This window comes from Chitinophaga filiformis (genome assembly GCF_021646545.1).
Classification (GTDB): Bacteria; Bacteroidota; Bacteroidia; order Chitinophagales; family Chitinophagaceae; genus Chitinophaga; species Chitinophaga filiformis_A.
In genome coordinates this window covers 222954-239102 of record NZ_JAKIRP010000006.1, presented here as the reverse complement: position 1 = coordinate 239102, position 16149 = coordinate 222954, and the positions used below count along the sequence as shown (strand labels likewise).

Below are 16149 nucleotides of genomic sequence, written 5' to 3'. Positions count from 1 at the left end.
CTGTAGCTACAGTGAAAGATCACACCCTGATCACACGGTGTATGATGAACTTATCAGAAGATGAATAGGAAAAATGATTGCAGAAAGGTAGTGGGTTCTTAAGGTAGTTGTAATAAACTGCGGGTTCAAGCGGGTCAAAATGGTAGTAGTTGCTGATCTGTAAATGTTTTCTGCCGGAAAGACTTTCTTCTTCGTCTTCAACTTCCGTGGCCTTGAGCTTTTCTTTTCTGGCGCCGGAGGCCGGCTTGTTACTGATCATTGCGTGGCCGCTCCGTACATCGTCAATGCGTATGTGTACAGTATTTTCCGAATGCTGTAGCATAGACCTGTACACATAGTCCTGTTCTGTATCCGCGTACAGATGGCCATGTCCTTTCAACAGGAAAAAGCAGAGCGATAGGAAAAAATTAATTAACAACCTCGTCATCGGGAAACAAAATTAGGAGAAAGTTTATCTTAAATAAATAAAAGGGTGAAATTTTAAGTATGATTTAATAATTCGATGTGTGTTTTTAAGGAGAGCTACTGAAAAAGGGTATATTTCCGGTGATATGATGTGATTATGATAGATACTGGTCAGATTGACAATAAATATCGACAAATGGACAATGTTTGACTATGATTGCCCCTGGCTGGTTTAGGGGCATCCTTTTTTTCTGCTGGAATAAATTCCGATTTTGTTTTTATTTTGTGCCTCCTCTAAGTCAGGATTACAATAATAGATATTGATGCATGAGTCGTGGACAGACAAGCAACGGTATGAACAATTGTTCAGGGACCATTATCAGCCACTATGCCTTTTTGCTTACAGCTATCTGAAAGATATGGATGCTGCAAAAGATGTAGTGCAGGATTTCTTTTTCCGTTGCTGGGGAAAGCGGGAATCACTTCGTACGCCTGACAGTTTTGAAAAATATGCCTTCCGTGCCATTCGGAACAGTGTTATCAATTATCAGCAAAGCAGCGCAACCCGCCACCGGCACAATACACAGTCGGTAGCTGCCGACAGCTACGACCCCCAAAGCGATGAAGCTGTCCTGCAAAAGGAAGACCAGCTGAAGGCCGGTCTGCTGCTCGCTATACAGCGTTTGCCCGAGCAACGTCGCAAAATATTTCTGCTCAGCAATGGAGAAGGGTTCAAGTACAGTGAGATTGCAGATCAGCTGAATATTTCCATCAATACCGTGAAAACACAGCTCCGTAAGGCCTATGATACGCTGAGGCTGGAGCGGGAACGCCTGGAAAAGCTGCTCATTTCACTGGTAATATTTAAGATTTTCTACACCTCATTGTTTTTCTGAAAAAAAATGTTGAGGTCAGTCACCCTTTTTTAAACTTCACCTGTCATTATAGTAGCAGCCCATGGCAAATAGTAAAAAGCATATCGACAACGATAAACTGCTCCGCTATCTGGAAAGTGGTCAGACGCAGGATTATTCCGCTTTGAGTGAGTCAGAGCGGGAATTGCTGCGTGAATACCAGGCGCTGAAAGAGCCGCTGGACCTCAAAGAATGGGCGAAGGCTGACGTGGACGAAGGATGGCAGACGCTCACCCGGCGGTTGGAGCAACAGGATGCTGACTGGATAATGATCGGGCAACCCAAAGTATTGCGTTTCTGGCGGTACGCCGCGGCAGCTGCCGTGTTACTGCTGGCTGGAACCGCCTGGCTCTATTTCCGGGATACAGCCAGGCACCCGCATCCGATAGCTGGAGCAACAGCCGGAAAGAAAGCGCCTTCCGCCATTACATTACTGACTGCAGAGGGCAGGGAAGTGGTGCTCGACACACTCAGAACTTTAAGCGGTACCACTACTGCCAGCAATGAGGAATTGATATACGAGAAAGGCCAGGGGACCATGCAGCATATATCTTATAATACCCTGATAGTACCGCGGGGATACACGTATCATCTTGTATTATCAGACGGTACAAAGGTGTGGCTGAATGCTGACAGTCGCCTGCGTTATCCTTCCTTATTTTCTAAAGATGCGCGCCTCGTAAACATAGAAGGGGAGGCCTATTTCGAAGTGGCCAGTGATGCAGAGAGGCCATTCATGGTACAAAACGCACATGCAACTATAAAGGTATTGGGCACGGCTTTTAATATTAACACCTATGATAGTAACATCGCAACAACACTGGTACATGGAAAAGTAATGGTACTGCATGGGGGAGACAGTACTTACCTGCAGCCTGGCCAGCAACTGATCAGCAAAGCTCCTTACGATAATGTGCAGGTAAACAAAGTGGACACAGAAATATATACAGCCTGGAAAGATGGGGAATTGATCTTCGATGGAACTACACTGGAAGACATCTGCCGCCGCCTGGAACGGGTATATAACTATACAATCATACTGCCCGAGGGAAAGGTCAGAGAACGCAAGATAGAAGCCAGCTTGCCGCAATACAGGGAAATCAGCAGCATCACACAATTACTGGAGAAAATGACAGATGTTCATTTTAACATCAACCAAAATGAGAGAACGATTACAGCGTATGTAGCCAACAAATAGCATTTATCAACTAAAAAAGACGGATCCTGGTTGCAACAAGACCCGTCTTAATAAAACCTGTTCCTTGTCAGAGACAAGGGCTGGGGTTCTATTATCTAAAATCGCTTTAAAAGTAATGAAAAAAAAGTATTGTTATGGGAGCCATTTGTGGCGGGGCGTCGTATGGATACTGCTCGCTACAGCTCCCGCAGGGCTTTTATCTTCCCTGCTTCTGCTGCCTCCGGGGGTATATGCCCAGGCGCCGCCAAGTCGCGGTATCACACTCGACGTCCGCAATATCAGTGTACCGGCATTACTGCATGAAATACGCAAGCAGGCCGGGCTCCGCTTCATCTTCGACCAGGAGGAGCTGAAAAAACTGCCGCCAGTTACACTCCGTGTGAAAGATGCTTCTCTGGAGGAGATACTGAATAAAATATTTGGAAGCTCTCCGCTGTCGTGGAGTATGGAAGGTGGGGTGCTGGTCATCAAACGCCGCACCAATACGCAAGAGGTACTGCAACAACCTGTTCAGCAGCAGTTCATCATTCGCGGAACAGTGACCGACGATAATAAACAGCCACTGGAAAAAGCCACTGTGCAGGACGCGAAAGCCCGTATCGGGGTATTTACCGATGAAAAAGGAAACTTCGAAATAGCTACTTCGCCGGATGCTACGCTGCTAATATCTTATATCGGTATGGAGCAACAGCACATTGCTGTAAAAGGCCGCGCTTCCCTGCGTATTGTACTGGCAGCAAAGAACAACACAAAAGAAGTGGTCGTGACAGGGATGTTCACACGTAAAAGAGAGAGCTTTACGGGAGCGGCTGCAAGCTTCACAGGTGGCGAGTTGAAGACGGTGGGCAACCAGAACATATTACAAAGTCTGAAAACACTGGACCCTTCTTTCAGAATAGTGCAGAACAATGTGAAGGGCGCTAACCCCAACGCACTGCCGAGTATAGAAGTCCGTGGCAAGAGCAGCCTCATTGCTGTACAGACACAGACAGGTCCCGACGCCAACCAACCATTATTTATATTAGACGGTTTTGAAACAACCCTGCAGGTGGTGAATGACCTGGACATGAACCGGGTGGCAGCTATCACTGTTTTAAAGGATGCTGCCTCCACCGCCCTGTATGGGGCCCGCGCTGCCAATGGCGTAGTGGTCATCGAAACCCTGAAGCCCAGGCCCGGCGCCATGCGCGTAAGCTACACGTACGACCTCCGCGTGGAAGCACCCGACCTTACAAGCTATAATATGATGAATGCCGCCGAGAAGCTCGAGTATGAACGGCTGGCAGGCAGATATACCGCCAATAAAAGCTCGGTAGTGCTGTTTGAGGCACAGAATACGCTGGACGAACTCTATGCAAAACGTCTCGCTGCTGTGAAAAGAGGCGTAAATACATACTGGCTGAGCGAACCGCTTCGTGTGGGTATCACCAATGGTCATGCAGTCTATGCAGAAGGCGGCGACAACCAGATACGTTATGGTGTCGGCGTCAATTACAAAGACCTGAACGGTGTAATGAAAGGCTCCGGCCGCAACACCTGGGGGGCAAACGTTGATCTGCAGTACCGGAAGGGAAAATTCAATATCAGCAATAAGTTATATCTCAATGGCTACCGGGCAGATGAATCTCCCTATGGCTCCTTCGCCGACTGGGTGAAAGTATTGCCTTATTTCAAAAAGAGACAGGATGACGGTACCATCGATCCGTACCTGGATATCTATATCACTTCCAACAATCAGCGGGATACTGCGGGCAATCCCTTATACAACGCCACGCTTAATAGTTATAACTATACAAAGGAACAGGCCATCAGTAACAACCTCCAGGCGATATACGATATCAACAATGATATGCGTATCACAGGCGGATTGAATATCACCAGCGGCAATACAACTACTACTGTATTTCTGTCTCCTTCCAATACTGCATTCATCGGGAAGACAGCAGAAGCCCGCGGCGTCTACGATTACTCCAACGAAAGGACATTTGGTTACAATGGTAACCTGATGTTCTCTTACGGAAAGCTGGTTAACCAGGTACATCAGCTGAATATGAATGCCCGGGGTGAAATCAGGGAGGATGCGTACAATTATACTTCTTTCAAAGCCACCGGTTTTCCTGTAGGAGCCGTTGGTAATCCGGCTTTTGCCTACGGTTATGAAGAAAATGGTGTGCCGGGGTATACCAAAACTACCAAACGCAGTGTAGCAGCCCTGGCCACCGCCAGTTATATGTTTGATCGCCGCCTGTTGCTGGATGCCTCCTGGCGTATAGATGGTTCCACCTCATTTGGTACCAACAATAAATATTCTCCTTTCTGGTCTGCCGGTATCGGTTATAATCTGCACAACGATGCTATGTTCAGGCATTACAGATGGATCAATCTGCTGAAAATACGCGCCAACATCGGTTTGACAGGAAACCAGAACTTTCAGAACCTGTCGTCCGAAACAATTTATACCATCAACGCTGCCAATAACCAGTTCGGACAGGGATATAACGTGAGCAATCTTGGTAATCCCAACCTGAAATGGCAGAATTCCCTGATGGTGGACATTGGCGCGGATATGGCTTTCCTGCAGAACCGTATTTCGCTGACGATAGACTATTACAAGAAGAATACCGACCCGCTGATAGCATTGGTCACGACACCTTCTTCAACCGGTATCTCAGCTTATCCTTTCAATATTGGGTACCAGCATACCAAAGGAGTGGACTGGAACTTTAAAGTAACACCAGTATTCAATGTCCGCAAAAATATCTACCTCGTACTCGGCTTTACAGGCCGTTACCAGGTAAGCGAATATGGAGGGTTTGACAACATGCTGGAAAAACAGAATGACCTGGCGAAAGAAAGTAATTCACTGCAACGCTTCCGGGATGGGAACAGTCCGGACGCTATATGGGCGGTACGTTCTGCCGGTATAGATCCCGGTACAGGTGCAGAAGTGTTTATTAAGAAAAATGGTACACAGACTTTCGACTATGATGCAGACGATGAAATAGTAGTAGGTAATTTACAACCTACAATGGAAGGTGTGCTAAGCGCGAACCTGCGTATCAGTGCTTTCTCCTTTGGTGCCAACATAAGATATACTTACGGCGGGGACGTATTCAATAACGCCCTTTATGATCGTATAGAGAATATCTCTACCAGGAAAGTGGCAGAAGAGAATCTTGATAAACGTGCGCTGTACCAACGCTGGAAGCAACCCGGCGATATAGCCCAGTTCAAGGCGATCAACAATTTCTCGGCTGTGAAGATGACTTCCAGGTATGTACAGCGTAACAACTATCTGTCTGGCGAATCGATCAACGTGAGCTATGAACTGCTGAACAAACCCTGGATGCGTCACGCAGGGTTGTCTGTATTGCGGTTTTCCGGTTACACCAACGATGTATTCCGGCTGGCTACAATTAAAAGTGAACGGGGAACAGAATATCCTTTCTCCAATTCTTATTCCTTTAGTGTAAGGGCAACTTTCTAAAAGTATTATTATGAAAAGATCATTACGGATCTGTGCGATTATAACCAGTTTGTCTGCAGGCCTTTTTTCCTGCAATAAATACCTGGACGTAAAGCCGGAAGACCAGTTCGTGGAAAGTGCCGTATACGCCAGTGAAAAAGGGTTTATTAACCATCTCAACGGCATCTACCTGGATATGGGACAGGGGGCGCTATATGGGGGAGATCTTACGTTTACACTGGTAAGTATACTGGGACAGGAATACAACATCTCTTCCAACAGTTCTCACAACTGGTATCAGCATGCAAACTATGCCTATGCCAATTCCCTGGTGGAACCTGCAAAAGAAGAGGTGTGGAGTAAGGCCTACGAGGTGATAATGTCAACCAACAACCTGCTGGAGAACATGGATAAGTTTGCAGGCGTGCTCAAACCGTTCAGAGATTCCATTATCAGGGGAGAAGCGCTGGCTATCAGGGCCTATATGCACTTTGACCTGTTACGGCTGTATGGACCTGTTTACGTGTCGGATTCCCTTTCTAAGAGCATTCCGTATGTTACACATGCGGATATTAATACCCGACCCTTATTATCCGCTAATAACGTGATGGATAGCATACTGGCAGACCTCGACCATGCAGAAAGATGTCTGAAGACAGACCCTGTTATCAGCGGCGGCCCTATGCGTATTCATGGCGCGGAAGAGGTGGATTTCTTTTATCAGCAACGTAACGGACGTTTGAATTACTATGCTGTAAAGGCGCTAAAGGCCAGGATATTGCTGTATCGTGGCGATAAAACAGGCGCTTTGGCACAGGCTGGGGTTGTCATTGAAGGTGCAGGCCCCTGGTTTCCATGGACCACCCTGAAAAAGGCCAGTGGTAATGCAGATTTCCCTGACCGTACATTTTCTACAGAACATCTCTTTGATATATACTGCCCCAAATTGTATCAGTCCTATAGTGCCAACTTCTCGCCAGACGTGTCTGACAGAGCCATACTGGCCGCCCATCCCACGAGGCTCACTGCTGCGTTTGAAGGGTTGGAGAGTGACTATCGTTATAATCCAAGCTGGATCATCCCCAGTGTGGGCGACAAAACCTATCGCTGCTTCTATAAATATGCAGATGTAACGAACAAGGACAGCGCCGATATGTTCCGTTACCGCGTTCCTATGCTACGCCTCAGTGAGATGTACTATATCGCGGCAGAGTGCGAAACGGATCCGGTGAAGGCGTTGGAATACCTCAACACGATAAGGTATAACCGTGGCCTGACAGCTTTGCCGGAAACCGTCACGCTGGAAACTGAGATCAGGAAAGAATATCAGAAAGAGTTTTATGGAGAAGGGCAGCTGTTCTTTTACTATAAAAGGAAGAACCAGGCCACCATACCGAAGGGAGGTGCGGGCAGCGGTAATTTCACCATGACTGCCGCCACCTATGTAATGCCGCTTCCCAGGAGCGAAACGGATTATCGTTAATCTTTATTACTGACATCATGAAAGGATTTTATATAGCGGCCATATTGTATTTCGCATTACTGGGCTGCAAAAAAGAAACTATAGATCTCTACAGTGGTAAGTCGCTATTGTACTTTGACTACTCGCTACATACCAGCAACCAGCGGAATCCGGAGCGTATAGATACTGCGTTGTTTACTTTCTCGCTGGCAAATGAACAGCTCACCGATAGTACATTCAATGTACAGGTTTCCCTGATGGGTAAACAGGCCGATCATGACAGGGCTATTAATATACAGGTGGTAGATAGTGCTACCACCGCAATAGCAGGTGTACATTATGAACCACTGGCAACAACGTTTGTACTGCCTGCCAATCAATCAGTGGTTTATATACCGGTACATATTTACCGCACGGCAGAGATGTCGCAACAGCAATACAGACTGCAATTGCAACTACAGCCCAATCAGGACTTTGACACTACCATCGCGCAGATTGAAAGTAAGAAAGATGTATCCACTTCGACGTTCACGTTGTATATCGACGATCAGATCGGAAGGCCTGCCCGTTGGCTGGACGGGTATCTCGGTACTTTCTCCCGTAAAAAGATACTGCTGATCTGCAGTCAGCTGAATATGACGGTGAACGATTTTACAGCGATAACCGTAGCAGAAGTGACTTACATCGGAAAGGCCATGCAGCGTTATCTTGATCAGCAGAAGGCCAGCGGCAATTCAGTCTATGAGGATGACGGCACTGAAATGAGCATGGGCACTTTGTCACAATGATCCCGGATATGCGGCAAACATTTCATCATCTTTTTTATCTCTTTAACATGAAGAAACTACTTTTATATATCCTCTCAGTATTTGCATTGAGCAGTTGTTATAAAGACAAAGGCAACTATGATTATGTTGATATCAACGAGGTAAGTATCACTGGAATTGACAGCTTGTATACCGTCAACTACGGCAGCGTATTCTCTGTTAAACCAATACTCTCTTTTACGAAAGACAATGCTGCTGATACAAGCGCTTACCGTTATATGTGGCTGGCGTCCCTGGCAAATACAGGGCAGACTGCCAATGTGGATACATTGTCTTACAGCCGGGACCTGGAAGAACGGATCACCCTTACTTCGGGCAAATATGATGTGTTCTATCGTGTAACCGATAAGCAGACAGGTGTTACTTTCAGCAAGCGCTTCCTGATAACTGTTGTGACCAGCGTATATGAAGGATGGCTGCTGTTATCGGAAGTGAATGGCGGGAGCAGGCTGGATATGCTGTCTAAAGGTACTGAGGGGTATAAACCTATTTATGATCTGCCCGGTACTATCGGCGCTGGTCTTACACTCAGCGGGCTGCCGGTGGAAGTGAAGTTTGCCCGGTTGACCACTGCAGCTTCCGGTCATACCGTCTTTGTAAGTACAACAACAGGCACGCACAGGCTGGATGGCGAGACATTAAAATGGAAATCTCCTCTGCAAACAGATTTCTTCAGCGATCTGCCTGCCGGCTTTTATGCTGACAAAATTACCTGTCGTACATCCGGCGTGGCATACCTGCATGGTAATGACGGTAACATGTACTACCATATGTATACTTTTTCAGTTTACTTTGGCCTGCCTGTGAATGTCATGTACGGACGGTCAGTTCCGTTCAGGGTATCTCCGTTTGTAGCTTATTACAATGAGATTTCCAACTCTACTAATACACACATCCTCTATGATATGGACGGACAGTGTTTTGTAAAGCACATTTACAGTATGCCTGCGTACTGTACAGAAATGCCTGCGGGGACAATGTTTAATTACAAAACAGGGAAGGACCTTGTGTACATGGCAACAACCAGGTTCAATAATGGAGATACCTATGCGATACTAGACTCTGCACATGTAAAATATTATCTCGCAAGATTCAACATTGCGACCAATATTGTACAGACTTACTACGATGAAATGCCCGCCACTTCAATCGCCCAGGCGGAAAACTTCGCGGTAAGCCCCGACATGGGGTATGTGTTTTACAACGTGGGGGGAAAGCTGTATGAATACGATGCCAGCACCAAACAAAGTAAGCTGATGATTGATTATGGACAGAAATCAGTCACTTTCCTGAAGTTTGATGGCTTCATCGCTACTGGTCTTACAGGCGCAAAGAACTATTATAACAAATTGCAGGTGGGGGTGTATGACCCCGCACTACCTGCAGATCGTTGTGGCACCTTCGAATTATATACCGTACCGGGTGTGAATGGTAACCTGGTATTGAATGAATCGTATACCGGCTTCGGTAAAATCAAAAGCATTACTTACAGAGAACGTTAAATACTTTTTTCAATGAAGAAAATATTCTTCCTGCTGGCTATGCTGGCGGGTATACAGACTACCTGTGCCGCACCGGCAATGATCAGCGGTAAATGCGGACCAGAGAAAGCTACCGGCATGAAACTTTATAATGTCAGGGAAGGGAAGCTGGTGGAATTTGCCAGCACTGCCCTGGACGAACAGCATAATTTTGCTTTCGCTATCCCTGTGCCTGCAGCTGGTTATTATTACCTGGCCATGTCTGTTGATGATAAGGCCAGCAGGAATTACATTCGCGTATACCTGCAGCCGGGCGAGCAGCTGGAACTGGATATCCGGGATGATCGTGGCGACTATGCCCTGTTGAAAGGGAATGCTGAAAATCAGTTGCTTTATTCCTGGCAACAGATGATCACACCGCTGAAGAATAAAACAAGTCTGAATGACACTACTACCTACAGGGCTTTCTTCCCGGCGTTGGACGCATTTCTGCCATCGGCCGCCGCTTTTAAAAAGACGATCCGTACAAAGAACGCAGTGTTTAATAGCTTGCTGACAATGACCGTGGACGCAGACCTTGAGCTTACTGCGATGAGCATACTGTTAGTGCCACGTAGTGCCTTGCCTCCAAAAGGATATTATCCCGGGTATTATAAGGGCATTCTTCAGCCTGGCAGGTATTGTGCGGCAGACATCCTTGCTTTAGGCGAGGGTAGCGACCTTATACAACGTTACGCTTTGCTGTCGTCAATAGCGCATGACAGCATGATGCTGAGCAACCGGGTGCAACTGTCCGTATCCAGGATCTGTAATGATACATTGAAGGGAGTATGGCTGATTAACGATTTCAAATCCTACAAATCCCTGGAGAAATTTGATGAGGTGTTCGCTGCCTATCAGCAGTATCTCGTAACCCCCAATATGCAGAAAGTCCTTTTTGATACGCGTAAGGCCCTCAGCACCTTTAAAAAGGGTACTGCTGGCTATAACTTTGCCTATCCGGATATGACAGGAGATACTGTCAGCCTTCGCAGCCTGAAAGGTAAAGTAGTGTTGGTAGATATGTGGGCAACCTGGTGTGGGCCCTGCAAAAAGGAGCTGCCGTATTTGCAGGAGCTGGAAGCCGCTATGGAAGGTAAGAACGTTGCCTTTGTCAGTATATCTGTTGATGAGGCAAAGGATAAGGAAAAATGGAAAAACTTTGTAAAAGACAAGCAACTGGGAGGTATTCAGCTGTTTGCAAGCGGCTGGTCGGATATGGCGAAGTTTTATGGGGTAACAGGTATTCCCCGGTTTATGGTATTTGATAAACAGGGAAATATCGTTTCTGTGGACGCTCCCAGGCCTTCTATGCCGGAACTGAAGCCATTACTGGAAAGTTTGCTGTGATTATTTTCTATAAACAGGAAACAAGGGCATCCGTTTTATACGGGTGCCTTTTATTTTGTTGTTAAATAATTCTCTAATTTAGAACCGTTTTTATACAATATCCATGGCAACAACCAATGCGCGTTCCGTTATTACTCCCATCGTTCAGTTCATCCAGTCTATCGGTATCCCGGTGATTTTTGATACTATCCCGGAAGAAACATTTGTACCGGGTATCCTGATCAATAAGGGAAGCCTTGTTGTGGATGAGAGCCGCTTACTATATCCCGGAGATCTGTTACATGAAGCCGGACATATTGCTGTCGCAATCCCTGCCGATAGGGAAGCCATGTTCGGCGATATCGGTGCCATGACAGAAAAGAACCAATCAGATGGAGAGGAAATGATGGCCATTGCCTGGAGTTATGCAGCTTGTGTGCACCTTAACATTGATCCGGCGGTCGTTTTCCATCCCTATGGTTACAAAGGATCATCGGATTGGTACCTGGAGCAATATGGCTCCGGCAATATGCTCTATCTGCCATTGCTGCAATGGGCCGGTTTCTGTTATGATACAGCCAATGCAGCGAAACATGGTGTGAAACCATTTCCGGAAATGATCAGATGGTTGCGGGAATAGTTACAGCGTAAATCTTCCGGCCGGGTATCGCACTTGCTTTTTTGTTTGCTGAAATGCAGTAGGCGTCATATTAAACTGTTTTAAAAAGGCTTTCCCAAAACTGCTTTGCGAATTGAATCCCACCATGATAGCTACTTCGAATATTTTGTAACCCGTTCCGGTCAGCAGCTCGGCCGCCTTCTTCATTCTTGTTGCGGTCAGCAGCTCATTTGGTGTAAGGTCTGACAAGGTTTTGATCTTTCTGTATAAGGTAGGCACGCTGATATTCATCAGTTTTGCCAGCAGCTCCACATCCAGTTCCGCGTTTTCAATGTTCTCCATGATCAGGTTGTGCAGTGTAATCAGGAAGTCTTCGTCTGTCCTCGAGTAAGCCATTGTACTCATATGTGCCAGGGGATACCTGGTATAGTAAGCCCTGATCTTCTTGTGGTTATTCAGCAGGTTGCTTACCTGCACTTTCAGATGTTCAGGAGAGACGGGCTTTTCAATACATGCATCCGCACCTGCTTTCAGTCCATCCAGTTTTGATTGTAATCTGTTAGGCGCTGTGAGTAGTATGAAAGGAATGTGTGAGTAGTTCAGGCTTGTTTTCAATCTGGTGCATAGATCGAAGCCATTGACAAGTGGAGTATGGCTATCAGAAATGATCATCCGGACGGAGTGTCTTTCTATCATATCGAGCGCCTGTTGGCCGCTTTCTGCAGTGAATATATGGTAATCCTCACCGAGGTTTTCTGATAGCACTTGCAGTTTATCCCTGTTGCCATCTACTAATAATAATGTGTCTTGCATACGTGGTGTGTAAAATGAATACAATAATTAATGTATCAGTACTACTGATACTTTGTTCCTGTTCCCTGCTCGTTGTGTTTATTCTTTTTGTTTATTCTTTTTTGTTTATTCTTTCGGGTTTACGACCACAATTTACGCAACCGATTGTGATTTGAGAAATATCAACCAATTATTGATAAGCTCAGACCAAAAAATCTGCCAATTATGTATGTACTTCACGCTGCGATTGAGCTTAAGAACCAAGATAAGTAAGTCCCGATCTGATTCCCGTTTGAAATACTGTGTTCCCCGGAATAGGCTTTACGCAGGCATGGGATTACTTATAGGTGTTAAATTGACAATTTTTTGTTTTGTTGCCATTTTATTATTTAAAAAACTATCAATTCACGCGTTATGAAGCTTGCTTTACGAGTTTTTTTCCGGAGATGCCCGGCTGCCCGCAGAGAGCAGCATTTGCTTCCGGCATTACTGACTGTACTGGCATTATTACTGTTTACGGTAGTGTACGGTCAGAACGGTCAGCCTGTAAAAGGTAAAGTCATCGACGAGACGGGAAAGCCGCTGTCGGGCGTTACAGTATCTGTCAGAAATACCGGCAGAGGTACAGTGACCAATGCCGAAGGGGTCTATAATATAACTGCAGCTCCCGGAGAGATACTGCAGTTCAGTTTTATTGGTTATACTCCCAGTCAGGTTACAGTAGGCAGCGGGGCCAACTACACAGTAAGTCTTGCCCCTAATATGCAGTCACTGGAACAGATGGTCGTAATAGGATATGGTGCACAGAAGAAAAGTTCCCTCACCGGTTCAGTCGCATCCGTAAGCAGCAAAACAATCAGTGAGCTGCCTGTTGTCAGTGTACAGCAGGCATTGCAGGGAAGGGTGGCTGGTGTGACCGTTACCAACAACGGTACGCCCGGTGCTGATCCTATTGTGCGGATAAGGGGTATCAGTTCTATCAGTTACGCGTCTGACCCTTTGTATGTAATAGATGGTTTTCCTACTTCCAACCTGGCAAGTTTTGACAGCAGGGATGTTCAATCGGTTGAGGTGTTGAAAGACGCCAGTGCCGCAGCCATTTATGGTTCCCGCGCTACAAACGGTGTGATCATTATCACTACCAAAAAAGGTTCCCGTGATGGCAAGCCGCATGTGAACTTCGATTCTTATGTGGGTGTTCAGTCGGCCTGGAAAACCATCGACCTGCTCAATACCCAGCAATACCTGCAGTATGAGCGTGCATTGAACGGCGCAGCCGGTATTGCGAAACCTCCCCGCCTGGAAGACGCCAATTTCAATCAGCCGATATATGACGGTACATCACAAACGTATGCACAGACCAATACCGACTGGCAGGACGCCTATTTCAGGAAAGCCCTGATCTCACAGTCTAATGTGTCTGTAAGTGGTGGTAATGATGCCTCCCGTTATTATATGTCGGCCGGTCACCTGAAGCAGGACGGTATTACACAAGGCGTGAATTATCAGCGTGGTAATTTCCGTATCAACTCCGAGCATAATATCAGCAAGGTGTTCACGGTAGGAGAGAACATCCTCCTCTCATATTCCAAACAGCGTTATGACAATACCTCCGGCAACAGGACCCGTTTGGCCAATGTGATAAGGGCCTTGCCTTATCTGCCCGTGCATGATCCTACCACAAACGGGGGCTACCGCAATGCGGAGAATAGTGTAGACGGCGCTGACCCTACCAACCCGGTGGAAGATGCTACCTTGCTGGGCGATGCCCATCGTCAGACCTTTAAGCTGCTGGGTACTGTATATGGACAGGTGAACTTTACGCCCTGGCTGAGTTTCCGCTCTACCTTTGGTACTGACTATGTATCAGAGTACCAGCATGTTTTCGCTCCCATCTATAACGATAAGGGCAGGAATGCTACAGTAGCTACCATTACTGATCAGCGGGCAAACAGGACCACGCTGCTGTTCACCGAACAGCTCACCTTCGACAAAACCTTCGGCAATCATCATATCAATGCGGTAGCCGTATATGAACGGCAGCAGGCAGATAACTTTGGTGAATCGCAGACCGGTAACCAGAGCTCCAACGACAGGGAAACGCTTGTGGGTGCAACCAATGTGACCGCCTTTTCTTCACGTACCGCTACCGTGATACAATCTTATATCGGCCGTGTTAGTTACGATTTCGCAGGCAAGTACCTGCTGAGTGGCGCTATCCGCCGTGATGGACTCTCCGTGTGGGCGCCAGGCAGGAAATTCCAGAACTTCCCATCTGTATCCGCAGGCTGGAAGATGGACCAGGAACCATTTATCAAACAGGTGGCAGCCATCTCTGAGTTAAAGCTACGTGGTGGATGGGGTATTACAGGTCTGAATGCGATCGGTATTTTCCCTGCCCTGCAGAACTCTGTACTGGCGAATGAATATCCATGGCAGGCAGTGGTGCAGGCAAATGGCGCCAGTTATCCATTTGGTAATACCATTACTGTGGGCAATGCGTCTTATTACAATCAGCTGGCCAGCAGTAACCTGGAATGGGAAAAGACGAAACAGATAAATGTTGGTCTGGACCTCGGATTGTTCCACAACCGTATCACCTTTACTGCAGAATGGTACCGCCGTCAGACAGATAATCTGATCCTGACTATTCCAACTCCTTACAGTTTTGGTTTCGGTGGAACCGGTTCCCAGCTGAATGCTGCTTCCATGAGGAATACCGGTGTTGATCTGCAATTAGGATACAACAAGACAAACGGTAGTTTTAAGTGGAATGTGAGCGGTAATGTCGGCTTTATCAGGAACAAGATACTGAGCCTTAATACACCTGGTGCAACTATCGATGATGGCGCCGATGCTGATTTTGGTAATGGCAGCATTACCCGTACGGTAGCCGGTCAGCCTATTCAGTCTTTCTATGGTTATGTAGTAGAAGGTATCTTCCAGAGCCAGGACGATGTGAACAAGAGCCCTGTGCAGATACCAGGTACTAATCCGGCTAAATCAACTGCTCCGGGCGATATTAAGTTCAAAGACCTTAACAACGATGGTAAGATCACAGCTGCAGACCGTACCTTCCTGGGCTCCTATATTCCTAAGTTCACTTATGCGCTCAATGCCGGCGCCAACTATAAGAACTTCGACCTTTCACTCTTCTTCCAGGGTGTACATGGCAACAAGATCTTTAACGGTACCCGCGTACTGCGTGAAGGTATGGCCCGCTTGTTCGGTGCAGGTGTAGAAGTGCTGAATGCATGGACGCCTGAGCATACCAATACCGACATGCCAAGAGCTATCAGCGGCGATCCTAACCAGAATGCCCGCGTGTCAGACCGCTGGATAGAGAGCGGTTCTTATCTGAGGTTAAAAAATGTGATCCTGGGTTACACTATTCCGTCTTCGAGCCTGCGCAACTTTGCCCATGGTGCGTTCAGCAGTTTCAGGGTATATGTTTCTTCCCAGAACCTGCTCACGTTCACCGGCTATAAAGGCTGGGACCCTGAGATCGGATCTAAGAACACCACACTCACAAACGGTATTGACTATGGCCAGTACCCTTCTGCAAGGTCTTTCCAGTTTGGCCTGCAGGTAGGTTTCTAATGAGCAGCAAAAACATC

The 16149-nt window shown here is 46.8% G+C and carries 11 protein-coding genes; 9 read left to right on the top strand and 2 right to left on the bottom strand.

Features of this window, described 5'->3' with window-relative positions; all coding sequences use genetic code 11:
- Window positions 1-19: 19 nt before the first annotated feature.
- The gene (locus L3C95_RS17285; RefSeq protein ID WP_236389373.1) at window positions 20-427 is read right to left on the bottom strand and encodes a hypothetical protein; all 408 of its coding nucleotides are present in this window, start codon (window positions 425-427) and stop codon (window positions 20-22) included.
- A gap of 301 nt (window positions 428-728) precedes the next feature.
- On the opposite strand from L3C95_RS17285, the gene L3C95_RS17280 reads away from it, so the two are divergent.
- The 8 genes from L3C95_RS17280 to L3C95_RS17245 all read left to right on the top strand — a co-directional run bounded on the left by L3C95_RS17280 (window position 729) and on the right by L3C95_RS17245 (window position 11761).
- Entirely contained in the window at window positions 729-1301 is a 573-nt protein-coding gene (locus tag L3C95_RS17280; protein ID WP_236389371.1) for an RNA polymerase sigma-70 factor, read from the top strand.
- 61 nt (window positions 1302-1362) lie between these two features.
- Complete coding sequence (locus L3C95_RS17275; protein WP_236389369.1) at window positions 1363-2517, top strand: FecR family protein; 1155 nt, start codon at window positions 1363-1365, stop codon at window positions 2515-2517.
- 115 nt (window positions 2518-2632) lie between these two features.
- A complete protein-coding gene (locus L3C95_RS17270; RefSeq protein ID WP_236389368.1) occupies window positions 2633-6004 on the top strand; it encodes a SusC/RagA family TonB-linked outer membrane protein in 3372 nt (1123 codons plus the stop codon).
- A gap of 10 nt (window positions 6005-6014) precedes the next feature.
- Window positions 6015-7466, top strand: a complete 1452-nt coding sequence (locus L3C95_RS17265) for a RagB/SusD family nutrient uptake outer membrane protein (RefSeq protein ID WP_236389366.1) — start codon at window positions 6015-6017, stop codon at window positions 7464-7466.
- Window positions 7467-7483: 17 nt separating this feature from the next.
- Window positions 7484-8233: a DUF4843 domain-containing protein gene (locus L3C95_RS17260; RefSeq protein WP_236389364.1), complete on the top strand. Its 750-nt coding sequence runs from the start codon at window positions 7484-7486 to the stop codon at window positions 8231-8233.
- Between the two features lie 47 nt (window positions 8234-8280).
- Window positions 8281-9774 (top strand): PKD-like family lipoprotein, encoded by a 1494-nt coding sequence (locus tag L3C95_RS17255; protein WP_236389362.1) that lies wholly within the window; start codon window positions 8281-8283, stop codon window positions 9772-9774.
- A gap of 12 nt (window positions 9775-9786) precedes the next feature.
- Window positions 9787-11142 carry a TlpA family protein disulfide reductase gene (locus L3C95_RS17250; RefSeq protein WP_236389360.1) on the top strand — a complete coding sequence of 452 codons (1356 nt, stop codon included), beginning with the start codon at window positions 9787-9789 and terminating at the stop codon, window positions 11140-11142.
- 103 nt (window positions 11143-11245) lie between these two features.
- A complete protein-coding gene (locus L3C95_RS17245) occupies window positions 11246-11761 on the top strand; it encodes a hypothetical protein (protein WP_236389358.1) in 516 nt (171 codons plus the stop codon).
- Here L3C95_RS17245 and L3C95_RS17240 read toward each other — a convergent pair whose 3' ends face one another.
- Window positions 11762-12553 (bottom strand): DNA-binding response regulator, encoded by a 792-nt coding sequence (locus tag L3C95_RS17240; RefSeq protein WP_236389355.1) that lies wholly within the window; start codon window positions 12551-12553, stop codon window positions 11762-11764.
- Window positions 12554-12946: 393 nt separating this feature from the next.
- Here L3C95_RS17240 and L3C95_RS17235 point away from each other — a divergent pair, with 393 nt between their 5' ends.
- Window positions 12947-16132, top strand: coding sequence for a SusC/RagA family TonB-linked outer membrane protein (locus L3C95_RS17235; protein ID WP_236389354.1), 3186 nt, complete (start codon window positions 12947-12949; stop codon window positions 16130-16132).
- Window positions 16133-16149: the final 17 nt, after the last annotated feature.

Excerpts from the sequence above, each read along its gene's own strand:
- L3C95_RS17285 (WP_236389373.1), bottom strand. The coding sequence starts at position 427 with ATGACGAGGTTGTTAATTAATTTTTTCCTATCGCTCTGCTTTTTCCTG.
- L3C95_RS17280 (WP_236389371.1), top strand. The coding sequence starts at position 729 with ATGCATGAGTCGTGGACAGACAAGCAACGGTATGAACAATTGTTCAGG.
- L3C95_RS17275 (WP_236389369.1), top strand. The coding sequence starts at position 1,363 with ATGGCAAATAGTAAAAAGCATATCGACAACGATAAACTGCTCCGCTAT.
- L3C95_RS17270 (WP_236389368.1), top strand. The coding sequence starts at position 2,633 with ATGAAAAAAAAGTATTGTTATGGGAGCCATTTGTGGCGGGGCGTCGTA.
- L3C95_RS17265 (WP_236389366.1), top strand. The coding sequence starts at position 6,015 with ATGAAAAGATCATTACGGATCTGTGCGATTATAACCAGTTTGTCTGCA.
- L3C95_RS17260 (WP_236389364.1), top strand. The coding sequence starts at position 7,484 with ATGAAAGGATTTTATATAGCGGCCATATTGTATTTCGCATTACTGGGC.
- L3C95_RS17255 (WP_236389362.1), top strand. The coding sequence starts at position 8,281 with ATGAAGAAACTACTTTTATATATCCTCTCAGTATTTGCATTGAGCAGT.
- L3C95_RS17250 (WP_236389360.1), top strand. The coding sequence starts at position 9,787 with ATGAAGAAAATATTCTTCCTGCTGGCTATGCTGGCGGGTATACAGACT.
- L3C95_RS17245 (WP_236389358.1), top strand. The coding sequence starts at position 11,246 with ATGGCAACAACCAATGCGCGTTCCGTTATTACTCCCATCGTTCAGTTC.
- L3C95_RS17240 (WP_236389355.1), bottom strand. The coding sequence starts at position 12,553 with ATGCAAGACACATTATTATTAGTAGATGGCAACAGGGATAAACTGCAA.
- L3C95_RS17235 (WP_236389354.1), top strand. The coding sequence starts at position 12,947 with ATGAAGCTTGCTTTACGAGTTTTTTTCCGGAGATGCCCGGCTGCCCGC.